14 protein-coding genes are annotated in these 14544 nt (G+C 59.4%); 6 read left to right on the plus strand and 8 right to left on the minus strand.

Features of this window, described 5'->3' with window-relative positions:
- Window positions 1-96 precede the first annotated feature (96 nt).
- Together C4J85_RS07465 and C4J85_RS07470 are read left to right on the plus strand one after the other, a co-directional pair.
- Complete coding sequence (locus tag C4J85_RS07465) at window positions 97-996, plus strand: DMT family transporter (protein ID WP_124409329.1); 900 nt, start codon at window positions 97-99, stop codon at window positions 994-996.
- A gap of 132 nt (window positions 997-1128) precedes the next feature.
- Entirely contained in the window at window positions 1129-1458 is a 330-nt protein-coding gene (locus C4J85_RS07470) for a YXWGXW repeat-containing protein (protein ID WP_124366303.1), read from the plus strand.
- Between the two features lie 27 nt (window positions 1459-1485).
- On the opposite strand, the gene C4J85_RS07475 is transcribed toward C4J85_RS07470, so the two are convergent.
- The 4 genes from C4J85_RS07475 to C4J85_RS07490 all read right to left on the minus strand — a co-directional run bounded on the left by C4J85_RS07475 (window position 1486) and on the right by C4J85_RS07490 (window position 4653).
- A complete protein-coding gene (locus tag C4J85_RS07475; RefSeq protein WP_124361830.1) occupies window positions 1486-1881 on the minus strand; it encodes a PIN domain-containing protein in 396 nt (131 codons plus the stop codon).
- A complete protein-coding gene (locus C4J85_RS07480) occupies window positions 1878-2135 on the minus strand; it encodes an AbrB/MazE/SpoVT family DNA-binding domain-containing protein (RefSeq protein WP_124366304.1) in 258 nt (85 codons plus the stop codon). The genes C4J85_RS07475 and C4J85_RS07480 overlap by 4 nt, the downstream gene beginning before the upstream one ends.
- A 170-nt stretch (window positions 2136-2305) precedes the next feature.
- Window positions 2306-3679, minus strand: a complete 1374-nt coding sequence (gene ppnN / locus C4J85_RS07485) for a nucleotide 5'-monophosphate nucleosidase PpnN (protein ID WP_124409330.1) — start codon at window positions 3677-3679, stop codon at window positions 2306-2308.
- A gap of 149 nt (window positions 3680-3828) precedes the next feature.
- Complete coding sequence (locus tag C4J85_RS07490; protein ID WP_124409331.1) at window positions 3829-4653, minus strand: aspartyl/asparaginyl beta-hydroxylase domain-containing protein; 825 nt, start codon at window positions 4651-4653, stop codon at window positions 3829-3831.
- Between the two features lie 274 nt (window positions 4654-4927).
- Between C4J85_RS07490 and fabV the strand changes: the two genes are divergently transcribed.
- A complete protein-coding gene (gene fabV / locus C4J85_RS07495) occupies window positions 4928-6121 on the plus strand; it encodes an enoyl-ACP reductase FabV (RefSeq protein ID WP_124361834.1) in 1194 nt (397 codons plus the stop codon).
- Between the two features lie 60 nt (window positions 6122-6181).
- Here fabV and C4J85_RS07500 read toward each other — a convergent pair whose 3' ends face one another.
- Entirely contained in the window at window positions 6182-7384 is a 1203-nt protein-coding gene (locus C4J85_RS07500) for an anthrax toxin-like adenylyl cyclase domain-containing protein (RefSeq protein WP_124409332.1), read from the minus strand.
- A gap of 210 nt (window positions 7385-7594) precedes the next feature.
- Here C4J85_RS07500 and C4J85_RS07505 point away from each other — a divergent pair, with 210 nt between their 5' ends.
- Window positions 7595-8218: an HAD family phosphatase gene (locus tag C4J85_RS07505; RefSeq protein WP_124409333.1), complete on the plus strand. Its 624-nt coding sequence runs from the start codon at window positions 7595-7597 to the stop codon at window positions 8216-8218.
- Here the strand turns inward: C4J85_RS07505 and C4J85_RS07510 are convergent.
- On the minus strand, window positions 8215-9120 hold the full coding sequence (locus tag C4J85_RS07510; protein WP_124409334.1) for a LysR family transcriptional regulator: 906 nt from the start codon (window positions 9118-9120) through the stop codon (window positions 8215-8217). The two genes, C4J85_RS07505 and C4J85_RS07510, sit on opposite strands and share 4 nt — an antisense overlap.
- Before the next feature lie 103 nt (window positions 9121-9223).
- On the opposite strand from C4J85_RS07510, the gene C4J85_RS07515 reads away from it, so the two are divergent.
- Window positions 9224-10393: an aspartate aminotransferase family protein gene (locus C4J85_RS07515; RefSeq protein ID WP_124409335.1), complete on the plus strand. Its 1170-nt coding sequence runs from the start codon at window positions 9224-9226 to the stop codon at window positions 10391-10393.
- An 821-nt stretch (window positions 10394-11214) separates the two neighbouring features.
- Here C4J85_RS07515 and punR read toward each other — a convergent pair.
- Window positions 11215-12129, minus strand: coding sequence for a DNA-binding transcriptional activator PunR (gene punR / locus C4J85_RS07520; protein ID WP_124409336.1), 915 nt, complete (start codon window positions 12127-12129; stop codon window positions 11215-11217).
- Between the two features lie 122 nt (window positions 12130-12251).
- Between punR and punC the strand changes: the two genes are divergently transcribed.
- On the plus strand, window positions 12252-13430 hold the full coding sequence (gene punC / locus C4J85_RS07525; RefSeq protein ID WP_124366311.1) for a purine nucleoside transporter PunC: 1179 nt from the start codon (window positions 12252-12254) through the stop codon (window positions 13428-13430).
- A 128-nt stretch (window positions 13431-13558) separates the two neighbouring features.
- On the opposite strand, the gene C4J85_RS07530 is transcribed toward punC, so the two are convergent.
- Window positions 13559-14392 carry a nucleoside-binding protein gene (locus C4J85_RS07530; protein ID WP_124409337.1) on the minus strand — a complete coding sequence of 278 codons (834 nt, stop codon included), beginning with the start codon at window positions 14390-14392 and terminating at the stop codon, window positions 13559-13561.
- Window positions 14393-14544: the final 152 nt, after the last annotated feature.

The following is a 14544-nucleotide window of genomic DNA, read 5'->3' on the forward strand; positions in this document are numbered from 1 at the left end:
GTTCTACTAATGCGGATTGGTAATGCAGGTTATTCAAATATACAGAAGAGTCCTCCTTCCCTAGCCTTGAAGTCAACTACACAGGCTGGAGGCTGCATGAAGCGATCAACCCTGGGATTGCTGCTCTTGCAAGGGGCGTTTGTTCTGTCATGGAGTTCGGGCTATATCGGCGCGAAGCTGGGCACCCAAGGCAGCGGTGCGTTCAACCTGCTGTTCTGGCGATTTTTGTTGGTATCGCTGTGCCTGGGAGCGTTCTTGAACGTCAGGTTGCTGAAGGTGACCTGGGCGCAGATCCGCCATTACGCCATCATCGGCTGCCTGTCGCAGTTTCTGTACCTGAGTTGCCTCTATGTGGCGATCCAGAACGGTTTGCCGCCGGGCATTGCGGCGATCATCGCGGCGTTGCAGCCGTTGATGACCGCCGCATTGTCGACAGGCAGTGCAACTGAGCGCAGCGGCGGCTGGCAATGGGTGGGGCTCGTGATCAGCTTTGTCGGCGTAGCGATCGTGATCGCCGGGCAGTACAGCAATAGTGGCAAAGAAGTTGGCCTGGCCATGTATGGGCTGCCACTGGTCTCGGCGCTGGGGCTGACGCTGGCGACCTTGTACGAGCGCCGTTCGCAGCAGAGCACGCAGGCCGGCTTGCTTATGCCGCTGTTTATCCAATCGCTGCTGACGTTGCTCGGCTTCACCGGCGCGGTGCTTTATACCGATACCTTGAGCATTCCCCATGACACCGACGTACTGGTTTCGATTGTGTGGCTGACGGTGTTTTCCACCTTTGCCGCCTACTTGAGCCTCTGGCGGCTGCTGCGCGTGATGACGGCTACTCGGGTTGCGGCGTTGGTCTATCTGGAGCCTCCCGTCACCCTGGTATGGGCGGCGCTGATGTTCGGCGACGAAATCCATGTTTCGACCTATGCCGGCATTGCCGTAGTGATTGCCGGGTTACTGTTGTTGCGCCTGAAGCGACCGACCGTCGCCTGCACGACCTGAGGCCTTGAGGGTTCAGCAATCTGACAGACATCTCCTGTTAAAAAATAACTCAAGCCCAAGCAGGAGCCCGGCTGGAACACAGGGGATTTCTTTCTGATGCAGGTACAGGGCGTTAACGCCCGAGGGTTTTGTATGTTGCTACGTTATGCGGCAATGGCGGCGGTAGTCGTCGCGGCATCCGGGTGTGTGCAAGAGCGCGTCGTGCATGAACGCCGGCCGGTACAACGTGAGTATGTGGAAGTCGTGGCGCCGCAACCGCCGCCGGTGCAGGTGATCGAAGTCGAGCCGGCGGTACGCGAAGGTTATATCTGGTCACGCGGTTACTGGCGCTGGGAAGGTGGGCGCTATGTAGCGGTGCACGGCCATTGGGAGCCGATACGCGTGGGCTATCGCTATGTGCATCCGCATTGGGTGCAGCGCAACGATGGTTATCATTGGCAGGGCGGTGGTTGGGTTCGCTGAACGAGCGGCCTCTTCCCAAAAGACGGCCTAGCCGATCCGTTTCATGCCCGCTGCCTTGACCGCATTCAGGTCGAAGGTGGCGGTGTACTCGCAGCCGGCCGCGTGGGCGCAGCGTTCGATCAGGCAGTCGGCGAAGTCTGCTTTGTTCGCAACGAACTTGCGCAGTGCCTGCCAGACGACATCGGCGTGCTCGACAGTGAGCTCGCGCGTATGCAACAGGGTTTCCAGCACCATCACCACATCGCTTTTGGCCGATTGGTAGCAGGCCTGCAGCACCCATACCAATTCCACAAGGGTCACCAGGCTGACAAAGCCCGGTGACGCGGCGCTCAATGATTCAATCAGTCGCGACGCCTTGGCGGATTGAACGGGCTCATCCTGGGTGACATAGCGCACCAGCACGTTGGTATCCAGGCCGATCATCCCGCGTTTGCTCCCTGTGCCGCGATGGCCCGGTTCATGTCCTCGATGGACACGGCAGTGGCAGGCTTGCGAATCAGCCCCTTGAGGTCGGTGACGGTTTTACTCGCGGCGATCATGGAAAACTTGCCGTCTTCCATTTCGACGAACTCCACCCGGTCGCCTGTTTCCAGGCCGAGGGCCGTCCTGACCTGGACAGGGATGGTGATTTGCCCTTTTGAAGTAAGTGTGGCGGTTGCCATGGTGAAGACCTCCATCGTGATGCTCCTTACCTTAGGGTAAGGAGTGATCGAGGACAATATCCGTTGGTCCATAGGGTGCTCGCAGAAGTGGGTGAGTCGGTACTAAAACCCTAGTCCGAACTCTCGATCCCCACACCTGTGATCACGCGCCAAACCGATACAAACTATGACGGCTCGCCGCTGGCTCACTGCACCACGCGGTAACACGGCACATACGCTGCTCCGCCCGGCAATTTCATCCGGTGCTGGGCGACGAAGGCCTTTAGCAGTTCATCCAAAGGTTGCATGATCGCCGGGTCGCCGTGGATTTCGTACGGGCCCTTTTCTTCGATCAAACGAATGCCTTTGTCCTTCACGTTACCCGCCACGATCCCCGAGAACGCGCGACGCAGGTTGGCCGCCAGTTCATGGGGCGGCAGCGCGTGGGTCAGTTGCAGGCTGGCCATGTTTTCGTGGGTCGGGTCGAAGGGGCGCTGGAAGCCTTCGTCGATTTTCAACAGCCAGTTGAAGTGGAATGCGTCGTTGCGCTCGCGACGGAACTGTTTGACCGCCTTGAGCCCTGCGGTCATCTGGCGCGCGACTTCGGCCGGGTCGTCGATGATGATCTGGTAATGCTTCTGCGCCGCTTCGCCGAGGGTCGCGCCGACGAACGCATGCAGTTGTTCCAGGTAAGGCGCCGCATGTTTGGGCCCGGTCAGCACGACCGGGAACGGCAGGTCGCGGTTGTCCGGGTGCATCAGGATGCCCAGCAGGTACAGGAATTCCTCAGCCGTACCGGCGCCGCCAGGGAAGATGATGATGCCGTGGCCGACACGCACGAAGGCTTCGAGGCGTTTCTCGATGTCCGGCAGGATGACCAGTTCGTTGACGATCGGGTTGGGCGCTTCGGCGGCGATGATGCCTGGCTCGGTCAGGCCCAGGTAGCGGCCGCCGGTGATGCGCTGTTTGGCGTGGGAAATAGTCGCGCCTTTCATCGGACCTTTCATCACGCCGGGGCCGCAGCCGGTGCACACGTCGAGGCTGCGCAGGCCCAGTTCGTGGCCGACCTTCTTGGTGTATTTGTATTCTTCGGTGTTGATGGAGTGGCCGCCCCAGCACACGACGATCTTGGGTTCGACACCCGCACGCAGCGTACGGGCGTTGCGCAGCAGGTGGAACACGTAGTCGGTGATGCCCTGGGAGTTGCTCAGGTCGATGCGCTGGCTGTCCAGCTCGTTCTCGGTGTAGACGATGTCACGCAAGGCGCTGAACAGCATTTCGCGGGTGCTGGCGATCATTTCGCCATCGACGAAGGCATCGGCCGGGGCGTTGAGCAGCTCCAGGCGCACGCCGCGATCCTGCTGGTGGATACGCACTTCGAAGTCTTTGTAGGCGTCGAGGATGGTCTTGGCGTTGTCGATATGCGCGCCGGTGTTGAGGATCGCCAGGGCGCACTGGCGGAACAGGGCGTAGATGCTGCCGCTGCCGGCTTCACTCAGTTGCTGGACTTCACGTTGGGACAGGGTTTCGAGGCTGCCCTTGGGGCTGACGGAGGCATTGATCACTTGACGTTGGGGCATTCTGGTTCCTTGAAAGCACAGCCATCGCGTCTACAAAAGGCGCAATGGCTTGAGAATGAGGCGCGCCGTATACGGTCGCACGAGACGGTTATTTACCTCACGCCCAAGGCCGAGTGCAAATACCGTCCAGCACCATCATGCCGCAGAACTTACTGGATCAGCTTCCAGTTTTTGTAGAAAACCCGACGCAGGGTGAACACCAGGCCGGCAAACCCCGAGATCACGGCGTTCAACACGGAGGGCACCGGGGTCGGTCGCACAATATCGATGAACAGGCAGTAACGTTTCGCATCGTTCTTGTTAAAGGATGCATGCATCAGCGTGTCATCGAAGATGAACAGCGGGTCGTCGTGCCAATAGTGCTTGTGCTTGCCCACCTGGATATACACACCCTCGTGATGCGGCGCCGGCGCCATGTTGTAGAGCACGCGGAACATCATGCGCAACGGGCCGAAATGGAAGGACGTCGAGCGATTCTCGTTGAACACCGACACGCCGATGGTCTTCACGAATGGCAGTTTCTTGCGCAGTTGCGGGATGTCCAGGGCGGTTTCGATCGGGCGACCGTACCACTGGAAAAACAACATGCCGCGTTTCTTCTCGGCCATGCGTGCGTCCAGGTAACTGATGATTTCTTCCTTGCGGGCCATGGCGTCGTCGATGACCTGTTGCAGGTCTTCGCGCCAGGCGAGCGGCAGGTCGTCCAGGGTGTAGACATGACGGTTGCGGCGGCTCAGCAGGTCGAACAGGGTGTTGAACGGCGCCAGAATCCAGGTGTTACGGCCGTTGCCGATGAAATATTTCTTGATGGTAGCGCGGTCATACAGGCCATTACGCAGGAAGTCATACAGACCGCAAACCACCACCAGCAGTAAAAACGCCAGGCTGGTGCGCGGAAAACAGGCGATAAACAGTAAAACGCCGAGCACCCAGGCAAGGGATATCAGCTTTTTACCCACGGCATTTTTGCTCATGAAACGCGGCTCCAGGCCTGAAACATAATGAAACAATTTCGTCATGATAGAGCTTTATGGCGCGCGCAGGCGTTTTAAATAGTTCGAAAATTGTGAAGTCGCTGCACAATTTGTAACTGGCCCCAGAGGCAAGCGGGTTTGGGTGGATTGAATTTTGAGAACGGAAGATTTGCGACTATCGTGACGCTTCGGTTTTTCGGACGTCATAGACCGGTACGATTGAAGTTGAATGGCCACCACTGGCCTTCGGCACCTTGGAAGAGGCAGAATTTTTATGATCATCAAACCGCGCGTTCGTGGCTTTATCTGTGTGACCGCTCACCCTGTTGGCTGTGAAGCGAACGTCAAAGAGCAGATCGACTACGTGATTCAGCACGGCGCCATCGAAGGCGGCCCAAAGAAGGTGCTGGTCCTCGGCGCTTCCACTGGTTACGGCCTGGCCGCGCGCATCAGTGCCGCGTTTGGCTGCGGTGCCGACACCCTGGGCGTGTTTTTTGAAAAAGAAGGCGAAGAAGGCAAGCTGAGCTCCGCTGGCTGGTACAACAGCGCGGCGTTCGAGAAGTTTGCCGTGGAAAAAGGCCTGTACGCCAAGAGCATCAACGGCGACGCGTTTTCCGATGAGATCAAGCGCCTGACCATCGACACCATCAAGAAAGACCTGGGCAAGATCGACCTGGTGGTCTACAGCCTGGCCGCGCCACGCCGTACCGACCCGCAAGGCGTGGTGCACACCTCCACCCTCAAGCCGATCGGCAAGGCCGTGACCCTGCGCGGTATCAACACCGACAAGGGCGTCGTGGTCGACACCACCCTGGAGCCTGCCACCCAGGAAGAAATCGACGGCACCGTCAAAGTGATGGGCGGTGAAGACTGGCAGCTGTGGATCGACGCCCTGCGTGACGCCGATGTACTGGCTGAAGGCGCCAAGACCACCGCGTTCACCTACCTCGGTGAGAAGCTGACCCAGGACATCTACTGGAACGGTTCCATCGGCGAAGCCAAGAAAGACCTCGACAAGAAAGTCCTGACCCTGCGCGACAACCTCGCTGCGCTCAAGGGCGATGCCCGCGTGTCGGTACTCAAGGCCGTGGTCACCCAGGCCAGCTCGGCGATCCCGATCATGCCGCTGTACCTGTCGCTGCTGTTCAAGGTGATGAAAGAGCAGGGCACCCACGAAGGCTGCATCGAGCAGGTCTACGGCCTGTTCAAGGACAGCCTGTACGGCAAAGAGCCCAAGCTTGATGCTGACGGCCGCTTGCGCGCCGACCTGGCTGAGCTGGAGCCGAAGGTCCAGGACGCCGTAGCCGCGCTGTGGAACCAGGTGACTGATGACAACGTTAACGAAATCAGCGATTTCGCCGGTTACAAGGCTGAGTTCCTGCGTTTGTTCGGTTTTGAAGTCGACGGCGTGGACTACGACGCGGACGTGAACCCGACCGTCAAGATCAACGGTCTGGTCCAGGCATAAGCGCTATCACTGTGGCGGCTTGATAATCGACTTATCAAGCCGCTTTTTGCTGCTCAGCTGTCAGGCTTGCCTGGAACCAGACAAGCGCTGTTTTGCCAGGGTGAAGTCTGACCGCCTCACATTCACCACCTCCTTCTCCCATAGCGGATTGAGCGGCACGTGATAACCGCTGTCCTTGGCGGTCTTTATCAGCTCAGCCATTTCCGTGCTGTCATGGATGATACTGATCTCATCGAATCTACCTAGCTTTGCCGGCAGGAAGAAAGTCGCCGGGTAGTTTGCTGCCACGTCCGTCGCAGGGCTGCCTGAGTCTGCATTGTGATGGACCACCCGCTCCGCGTCGCCGACCAGCTTTCGATTGATGATTCCGATCATTTCCTCTATTCGCGGCGTGATATTGCCGAGATCGGGGTTTTCCTTGCGGTAGAAATGAGGGGCATTTTCAAAGTCCGCCGATAATTCCCGTGGAACTTGCTGGTAGTGGCTAACCCGACCCCTGAAGACACTGTGGGCGATATCGGGCACCGGCAGCTTATCCTGGGCGCCAAAGTCACTTAGGTGGGGCGCGATCATGTGCAGGTCATAGTCGGCGGTCAAGGCCTTGCCCTCTAGCTGCTTGGCCAGCACGTGCAGCACCTTGCCGTTGTGCGTGATCAGATAGTTGTCGTCGCCAGGCGAGGCGGGATGGGCTTGGAATGCATAATGCTGCTGACTTGGCCCGCGAGCGCTCAATTGCAGCGTGCCATCACCTCCGCGAGCTGCCCGCCCAGTGATTTGGCCAAGCTTTACCAGCTCGTCAATGCGATGACGCGAGAGTTTCAAGGGGATCGGGACTGCATGGCCTTGCTCGATGCAGTCCAGGATCTGCGCGTTGGCGTTAGCCACCTTTTCCGGTGACTTGTGCGCGAACTGTTCGAGTTTGCTAAATGCCTGGTCCGTACAGATCAAGCCGGACTGTGGCCCCCAATTGGCACTTTTGCCTTTGATATGAAAGTCCTTGGTGGGGTGCCCAGCTTCTATCAGCCCTGTGGCCACGGATTCGACCGGGCGTATGCCGATGATGGAGTTGGTGGCTGCCGCTATCCGTTGCAAGGGGGCGAGGTGGCTCGCCACTATTCCGGTTTGCGCTTTTACCTGGTCGATCAGTGCATGCGGGGCATCGACCTCCGGCGTAGTGCTGGCCTGCACAAGCGCCTGGTTGCGATGCAGTACTTCCAGACTGAGCGCGGAAGGTGATGTTACGGCGGTAATCATGGCAATCATTGGAATACCTCTACGTCACGTTTTTTTGCGACCGCATTGATGATTCCTTTCAGTCATGGATTTCCCTGAGAGCGAAGCTCACCTTAAACGATGCTTTCGGCGATGTGAGTGGGCGTTTCACTTTTCAGAACGGTCCTACCGTGGCTTACCTTTTGCTGTTTGCTCCGGCATGCAAGACTGCGTCATCCATGTGCGCAAACAGGAGGACCCATGACGATTCGTGCAGTCGTGTTTGATTTCGGCGGTGTGTTGTTTGACTGGAACCCGCAACATCTGTACCGCAAGCTCATTGCCGACGAGCAGGAGCGGCAATGGTTTCTCGACAATATCTGCACCCAGGCCTGGAACACCGAACAGGATGCTGGTCGCACCCTCGCCGAAGCCACCCGCCACCTGATTGAGCAACACCCCGAATATCAGAGCCTGATCCAGGCTTATTACGAGCGCTGGCACGAGATGTTGCGTGGCGAATTGCCAGAAGGTGTTGAAATTCTCACTGCATTGCATCAAGCGAAAATGCCGTTGTTCGGGTTGACCAACTGGTCGGCGGAAACCTTTCCCTATGCCCGCGAGCACTATCCGTTCCTGCAGTTTTTCCGCGATATCGTCGTCTCGGGCCAGTTGAAACTGATCAAGCCTGACCCTGCGATCTACCATGCCAGCCTCGCTCAGGTGCGCGCTCATTTGCCGGATGTCCAGCCTGGCGAAGTGGTGTTTATCGATGACGTCGCGGGCAATGTCGAAGCGGCTGTGGCCCTTGGCTGGCAGGGTATTCACCATGTGTCGGCCGAGCGTACTTCCGCCCATTTGCGCAGGCTGGGGGTGGGCTTCTAGCGCGCCCACTTCTCCATGGCAAAGTCGACGAAGGCGCGCAGCTTGGGCAAGCGGTAACGGTCTTGGCGATACAGCAGATGCATGGGGCGGCTGGACAGTTGATAGCTGGTCAGCAAGGCTACCAACTTGCCGCTCTCCAGGTCCTGCTGCACCAGGGCGTCGGCCAGCATGCTGATGCCCATCCCATTGACGGCCGCCTGGCGCAAGCCCTGCGAGCTGTTGATGGTCAATGAGCCGGAGACCGGAACCTCTACCTCGCCGTCCTCGTCGGTCATGCGCCACAGCTTGTCGGTGTCGCGCCAGTTGTCGTTCGCCGGATAGGCGAACGCCAGGCAGTTGTGGTGCCGCAAGTCATCGGGCGTCGACGGGGTGCCGCGTCGCGCCAGGTAATCAGGCGACGCGCAGAGGGTCAGGGTGTAATCCTGCAGTGGCCGGGCGATCAGGCTGGAGGTTCCCAAGTCGCCGAGACGGATTGCCACGTCGAAGCCGCTGTCGACCAAGTCCATCCGCTCATTGCTCAGCACCACGTACAGGTCGATCTGCGGGTAGCGCTGGGAAAATTCGCTCAAGGCCGGCACCAGGCGTTCGCTGCCGAATACCGGTGGCACGGTAATACGCAGGCAGCCTTTGGGCGTTTCGCTGTGGATCTGCTCCGCCAGCAGTTCGGAGTCGGCCACCAGCGCGAGCACCTCAAGGCAGCGCTGGTAGTACTCCCCGCCGAATTCCGTGAGGCTTTGTTTGCGCGTGGTGCGCTTGAGCAGGCTGACCCCCAGGCGCTGCTCCAGCGCGCGCAGGTGATTGCCGACCATGGTGGTCGACATTCCGCATTCCTGTGCGGCGGCAGTCATGCTGCCGGTCTCCACGACTTTCACGTACACCGACATTGCCTGGAACACATCCATTATCAAGCCCTGGTTCAAAGTCATTGCAGGAATGTGCAGTTTATCCAGCACGGGTGGCTAACGATACTGCACCCATCCTCACGATGCACTGGAGCTTGCCACCATGACCGCCGCCTGCCTGATGACCACTTATCAACCTTTGGCCCTGAGCTTCACCCGTGGCCTGGGTACGCGCCTGTGGGACCAGCAGGGCCGTGAATACCTCGACGCGGTGGCCGGTGTGGCGGTGACGAATGTGGGCCACTCCCACCCAAGGCTGGTGGCGGCGATCCGCGAGCAAGCGGGCATGCTGCTGCACACCTCCAACCTCTACAGCATCGATTGGCAGCAGCAGTTGGCCCGGCGCCTGGCTCAGCTATCCGGCCTGGACTGCGCGTTCTTCAACAACTCTGGCGCCGAAGCCAACGAGACGGCGCTGAAACTGGCACGCTTGTATGGCTGGAAAAAAGGCATTGAAGAGCCGTTGGTGGTGGTGATGGAGAACGCCTTCCACGGGCGTACCCTCGGCACCATGGCGGCCAGTGACGGGCCCTCGGTGCGCCTGGGTTTCCAGCGTTTGCCGGGGGATTTTCTCAAGGTCGGGTTTGGCGATCTGGCGGCCCTCGAAGCCATTACTGAACAATTCGGCACGCGCATAGCGGCCGTGCTGCTCGAACCGATCCAGGGCGAAAGTGGCGTGTTGCCCGCGCCCCCCGGCTACCTGAAAGCCCTGCGCGATCACTGCACACGCCACGGCTGGCTGATGATGCTGGATGAAATCCAGACCGGCATTGGCCGCACCGGCGCTTGGTTCGCCTTCCAGCACGAAGGCATTACCCCGGACGTGATGACCCTGGCCAAAGGCCTCGGCAATGGCGTACCCATCGGCGCTTGCCTGGCCCGGGCCGCCGTCGGCCAGTTGTTTACCCCCGGCAGTCACGGCAGCACCTTTGGCGGCAACCCGTTAGCCTGCCGGGTGGGCTGCACGGTGCTGGACATCATTGAAGAGCAAGGCTTGCTGCAGAACGCTGCGCAACAAGGTGCACGACTGCTGGCGCGGTTGCGGGTGGAATTGAGCGAGCATCCGCAGGTAGTGGCGATTCGGGGGCAGGGCCTGATGATCGGCATCGAACTGGCTCGCCCGTATCGCGAGCTGGCCCAGCGTGCGGCGCAGGAGCATGGGCTGCTGATCAACGTGACGCGCGGCAAGACCATCCGCCTGCTGCCACCGCTGACGCTGGATGCCAAGGAAGTCGAGATGATCGTAAGGGCGATCACCCGCCTACTTGAGTAAAACCCGATCAAAATGTGGGAGGGGGCTTGCCCCCGATGGCCATAGGTATCTACACAACTTTTGTAGCATCGGCCTACGGTAACCACGATGCGAAGCGAGTCGCTCTTGATCTTGCTTTTGATCTAGGCGCCCCGTTAAACCACGCTGGCCGGAATCCGACAGTGATTTGGGGGGTAAACCGGCAGGGATGCCGGTTTAGCCGCCCCGCGCCATGGATGGCGCGTGGCGGCGGCCCCCCAAATCAATGTCGGATTACGGGCACACCGAGCCGGGGCGAGGTGCCGAGTGGTGGGGCAAGAGCGTTTTGCTTACTTTTGCGCTTTTCAAAAGTGAGACGCCGTAAGGGCGGAACCCATAGCAGCCGTTACCGCAGCAACGGATATGTACTCGCTCAGATCAAACATCCTGGTCGGCTGTCAGGCCGTCATCGGGAGCAAGTCGAATCGTCGCACCGCCCCTCCCACATTAGGTCGCGGGGCATCAGTTAGAGAGGCTTCGGCTCCTGGGCCGCCACAGGTTCAGGGCCACGCCAAAGTTGTGTAGATACCTATGCCCCGATGGCGGTGGTTCAGTCAGTCCATCTGTCATTGATACACCGCTATCGGGGGCAAGCCCTAATGCCAGTCAGTTAAGGCTTTTTGTAGGAACGAGGCGGGCGGCTAGCCCTTGCTCGCGAAAAACTCACAGGCACCGCGTTCATTCAGAAAGCGCGCGTTATCGTTGACGTTTTTCGCGAGCAAGCTCGCTCCTACAGACGGCGGTGTACGCTTAACTGACTGGCATTAGGGCAAGCCCCCTCCCACAGGGGATCTGCGTCACCTTTAAAGGTCATTGCCATTCAGCCATTCCTGATTCATGGTTTCGGTATCCCCCAGGTATTCCAACAACCACGCCATGGCCGGCGACAGTTTGTTCTGCGCCCACGCCACGCACGACGGGCTGGCGGGGAAGGGCCGGTGCAGTTGCAGCGCCACCAGCTCACCGCGCTCGATCCACGGTAGCACCTGATGCGCCGGGGCCATGCCGACGCACAAGCCATCGCGCAGGCAATCGAGCGCCGAGGACCAGTTGGGCACCACCAGACGCCGCTGGTTATCCAGGGTCCAGGTGTCCCGCTTGGGCAGGTTGCGTGAGGTGTCGGTCATGCACAGGGAGGCGTATGGGCGCAGTTGATCGTCACTGAGCAGGCCTTCTATCGCCGCCAAGGGATGCTTGGCGCTGACCACGCACAGCCAGTTCAACAGGCCCATGTCGTGGAATGTGAAGTGGCTGGCCACCGGCACCGCGCTGGTAGCGCCGATCACGATGTCGGTGCGCTCATCCGCCAGGGCATCCCACACGCCGTTGTACACCTCGTACTCCAGCAGCAATTCCACTTCGGGAAACTGCCGATAGAAATCCAGCACCAGTTGCCGACAGCGTTGCGGCTTGACGATGGAATCCACTGCCACCTTCAATTGCCCGCTCCAGCCATTGGCCACCTGCTGGCACAAGCGCCGTGTGCCGAGCATTTTTTTCATCACGCCCCGGGCTTCGTCTATAAACAGCCGGCCGGCGGGCGTCAGCTCCACGTCACGGTGGCGTCGTATGAACAGCGGCACCGCCAGCCATTCCTCAAGCTGACGCACCGTATAGCTGATGGCCGACGGTACGCGATGCAGTTCCTGAGCGGCGGCGCTGAAGCTGCCGTGGCGTGCGACGGCATCGACCACATCCAGGGAGTATTCGGACCACATGGCGGCTGCCTTCAAAATTATTGATAAGAGTGTCCAATTATTATCGCTTCACAGCAAAACTGTCAGCTTCATAATGGGCGCCAGTCAGCAAATAGTTTGATGGCAGGATCTACAAGGCTTCAATGAAAAATTCTTTTGGTTTCACGTGGTATCTGGCGGGGCTGAGCATGCTCGGTTATCTCGCCATGGACATGTATTTGCCGGCGTTTGGCGCCATGGGTGCGCAACTGCAGATTGGCGCCGGGGCCGTGGGCGCCAGCTTGAGTATTTTCCTCGCCGGGTTTGCGCTAGGGCAGTTGCTGTGGGGGCCGTTGTCCGACCGGCTCGGGCGCAAGCCGGTGCTGCTTACGGGGCTGAGCCTGTTTGTACTGGGGTGCCTGGGCATGTTCTGGGTGCAGACCGCGCCGCAGCTGTGGGCGCTGCGTTTTATCCAGGCGATCGGTGTGTGTTCCGCCGCCGTGAGTTGGCAGGCGCTGGTGATTGATCGCTACCCGGCCGACAAGGCGCACCGCGTGTTCGCCAGCATCATGCCGCTGATGTCGCTATCGCCGGCTCTGGCGCCGCTGTTGGGCGCGATGGTGTTGAATCACTTTGGCTGGCAGGCGATTTTCGGCGTATTGCTGGGCGTGTCGCTGCTCTTGTTGCTGCCGACCGTGTTCCTGCGCAGCGCGCCGAAGCGCCAGACGGACGCACCGGTGCGCCTGGGCTATGCACAGCTGCTCACTTCACGGGTATTTACCGGCAACGTCATGATATTTGCCGCCTGCTCCGCCAGTTTCTTTGCCTGGTTGACCGCTTCGCCATTTATCCTCGGCGGCATGGGTTACAGCCCGAATGACATCGGCCTCAGCTACGTGTTGCCGACCCTGGCGTTTCTGGTCGGCGGCTACAGTTGCCGCAGCGCCTTGCAACGTTTGCCGGGCAAGACCCTGCTGCCGTGGCTGCTCGCGTTCTATTGCCTGAGCATGGTGGCGCTGTATCTGGTTGCAACCCTGACCGTGCCGACCCTTACCACCTTGCTGATTCCGTTCTGCCTGATGGCGCTGTGCAACGGTGCCAGCTACCCGATCGTGGTAGCGAATGCGCTGATGCCCTTTGCGGAAAATTCCGGCAAGGCGGCGGCACTGCAAAATACCCTGCAGTTGGGCTTGTGCTTTCTCGCCAGCCTGTTGGTGTCCTCCATGATCGAGCAGCCGTTGTTGATTACGGTAATTGTTATGCTGGCGACCGCGCCGCTGGCTGTGCTGGGGTATTGGCTGGCGCGACCGAAGGGTAATGCTTCCGAACTGGCCAGCGCCTGAGCTGACAATGCGGTAAAAATGTGGGAGGGGGCTTGCCCCCGATAGCGGTGTATCAGTGCCAGCTAGGCTAGCTGACCCACTGCTATCGGGAGCAAGCCCCCTCCCACATTTGTATTGTGTTTCTTCAATTAGAACGTCACTTCCAGATTCACCGTCGGCGTTGATGTGCGGCTACCCCGGCCACCGTCCACGCCGAACTTGTTATGCCAGTACTCGTAGCCCACGCCCAGGTACAGGTTCGGCTTGACGCTCTTGCCCGGCCGCACCGCCACCATCAGCGCGGTGCGCATCAGGGCTTCCGGCGCAGTACCGCGGCCATGATAATCCTCGCCTTTCTCCCCCACGTAATTGATAAAGCCCTGGAATTTCGCCGCGTGGTTGGCGATCTCGAACGGGCGCATCCATGTCAGGTTGAGCATGTAAGTGTCGTCAAAGATGTGGTTCGATTCCTGCGCGCCGGGAATGCCTGTGTGGTTCTTTTCCTTGTAGTACATCAGGCTCAGGTCCAGCACACCGACGGTATTGAATTTCAAGGTGGGGCCGATGACCAGGGCGCGTTTTTTGGCGGAAGCGACGTTGTTGTTGCGGTTGGCATCAAAACCCAGCGTCAGCGCGTAGTCCTTGACCGGGCCGGTGCCCAGCGGCGTGTCGAACACCCGTGAGGCATACAGTTGGTGCCGGTACACCGCGTACACCTCGCTGCCACCGTGGTCGGTGCCCTTGCGCGGGTCTTTGCTGTCGGAAAGGAATACATCGAGATTCAGAAAATGGCTGCCGTACTGGTAGCCGCTGGCGTGGGTGAAGCTGTAGATGCGCTTGCTGAAGTCGTCGGGGTTGTTCGGGTTGGTGAAGTGCTGGCCGTAGCGAAACCCCAGGCTGTTGTTCATCCACTCCACTGCGACAGCCTCGCCACCGCCGAGGAGGGTCAATGCGACGGTTGCGCCCTGCAATGCCTTTTTCATTCTGTTGGCTCCTTTGGCGTTCTGGCTCATGACGGCCGGATTGTTTTTGTAACGCCGCGGCAGGGTATCTTGTCTGAACGATTGTATACAACTCTATGGACATACAGTCTGAACATTGCATACAGTGAGCGCACAACAAAAACAGAGACCCC

Source organism: Pseudomonas sp. R4-34-07, from assembly GCF_003852375.1.
Classification (GTDB): Bacteria; Pseudomonadota; Gammaproteobacteria; order Pseudomonadales; family Pseudomonadaceae; genus Aquipseudomonas.

Excerpts from the sequence above, each read along its gene's own strand:
- C4J85_RS07465 (WP_124409329.1), top strand. The coding sequence starts at position 97 with ATGAAGCGATCAACCCTGGGATTGCTGCTCTTGCAAGGGGCGTTTGTT.
- C4J85_RS07470 (WP_124366303.1), top strand. The coding sequence starts at position 1,129 with ATGTTGCTACGTTATGCGGCAATGGCGGCGGTAGTCGTCGCGGCATCC.
- C4J85_RS07475 (WP_124361830.1), bottom strand. The coding sequence starts at position 1,881 with ATGATCGGCCTGGATACCAACGTGCTGGTGCGCTATGTCACCCAGGAT.
- C4J85_RS07480 (WP_124366304.1), bottom strand. The coding sequence starts at position 2,135 with ATGGAGGTCTTCACCATGGCAACCGCCACACTTACTTCAAAAGGGCAA.
- ppnN (WP_124409330.1), bottom strand. The coding sequence starts at position 3,679 with ATGCCCCAACGTCAAGTGATCAATGCCTCCGTCAGCCCCAAGGGCAGC.
- C4J85_RS07490 (WP_124409331.1), bottom strand. The coding sequence starts at position 4,653 with ATGAGCAAAAATGCCGTGGGTAAAAAGCTGATATCCCTTGCCTGGGTG.
- fabV (WP_124361834.1), top strand. The coding sequence starts at position 4,928 with ATGATCATCAAACCGCGCGTTCGTGGCTTTATCTGTGTGACCGCTCAC.
- C4J85_RS07500 (WP_124409332.1), bottom strand. The coding sequence starts at position 7,384 with ATGATTGCCATGATTACCGCCGTAACATCACCTTCCGCGCTCAGTCTG.
- C4J85_RS07505 (WP_124409333.1), top strand. The coding sequence starts at position 7,595 with ATGACGATTCGTGCAGTCGTGTTTGATTTCGGCGGTGTGTTGTTTGAC.
- C4J85_RS07510 (WP_124409334.1), bottom strand. The coding sequence starts at position 9,120 with ATGGATGTGTTCCAGGCAATGTCGGTGTACGTGAAAGTCGTGGAGACC.
- C4J85_RS07515 (WP_124409335.1), top strand. The coding sequence starts at position 9,224 with ATGACCGCCGCCTGCCTGATGACCACTTATCAACCTTTGGCCCTGAGC.
- punR (WP_124409336.1), bottom strand. The coding sequence starts at position 12,129 with ATGTGGTCCGAATACTCCCTGGATGTGGTCGATGCCGTCGCACGCCAC.
- punC (WP_124366311.1), top strand. The coding sequence starts at position 12,252 with ATGAAAAATTCTTTTGGTTTCACGTGGTATCTGGCGGGGCTGAGCATG.
- C4J85_RS07530 (WP_124409337.1), bottom strand. The coding sequence starts at position 14,392 with ATGAAAAAGGCATTGCAGGGCGCAACCGTCGCATTGACCCTCCTCGGC.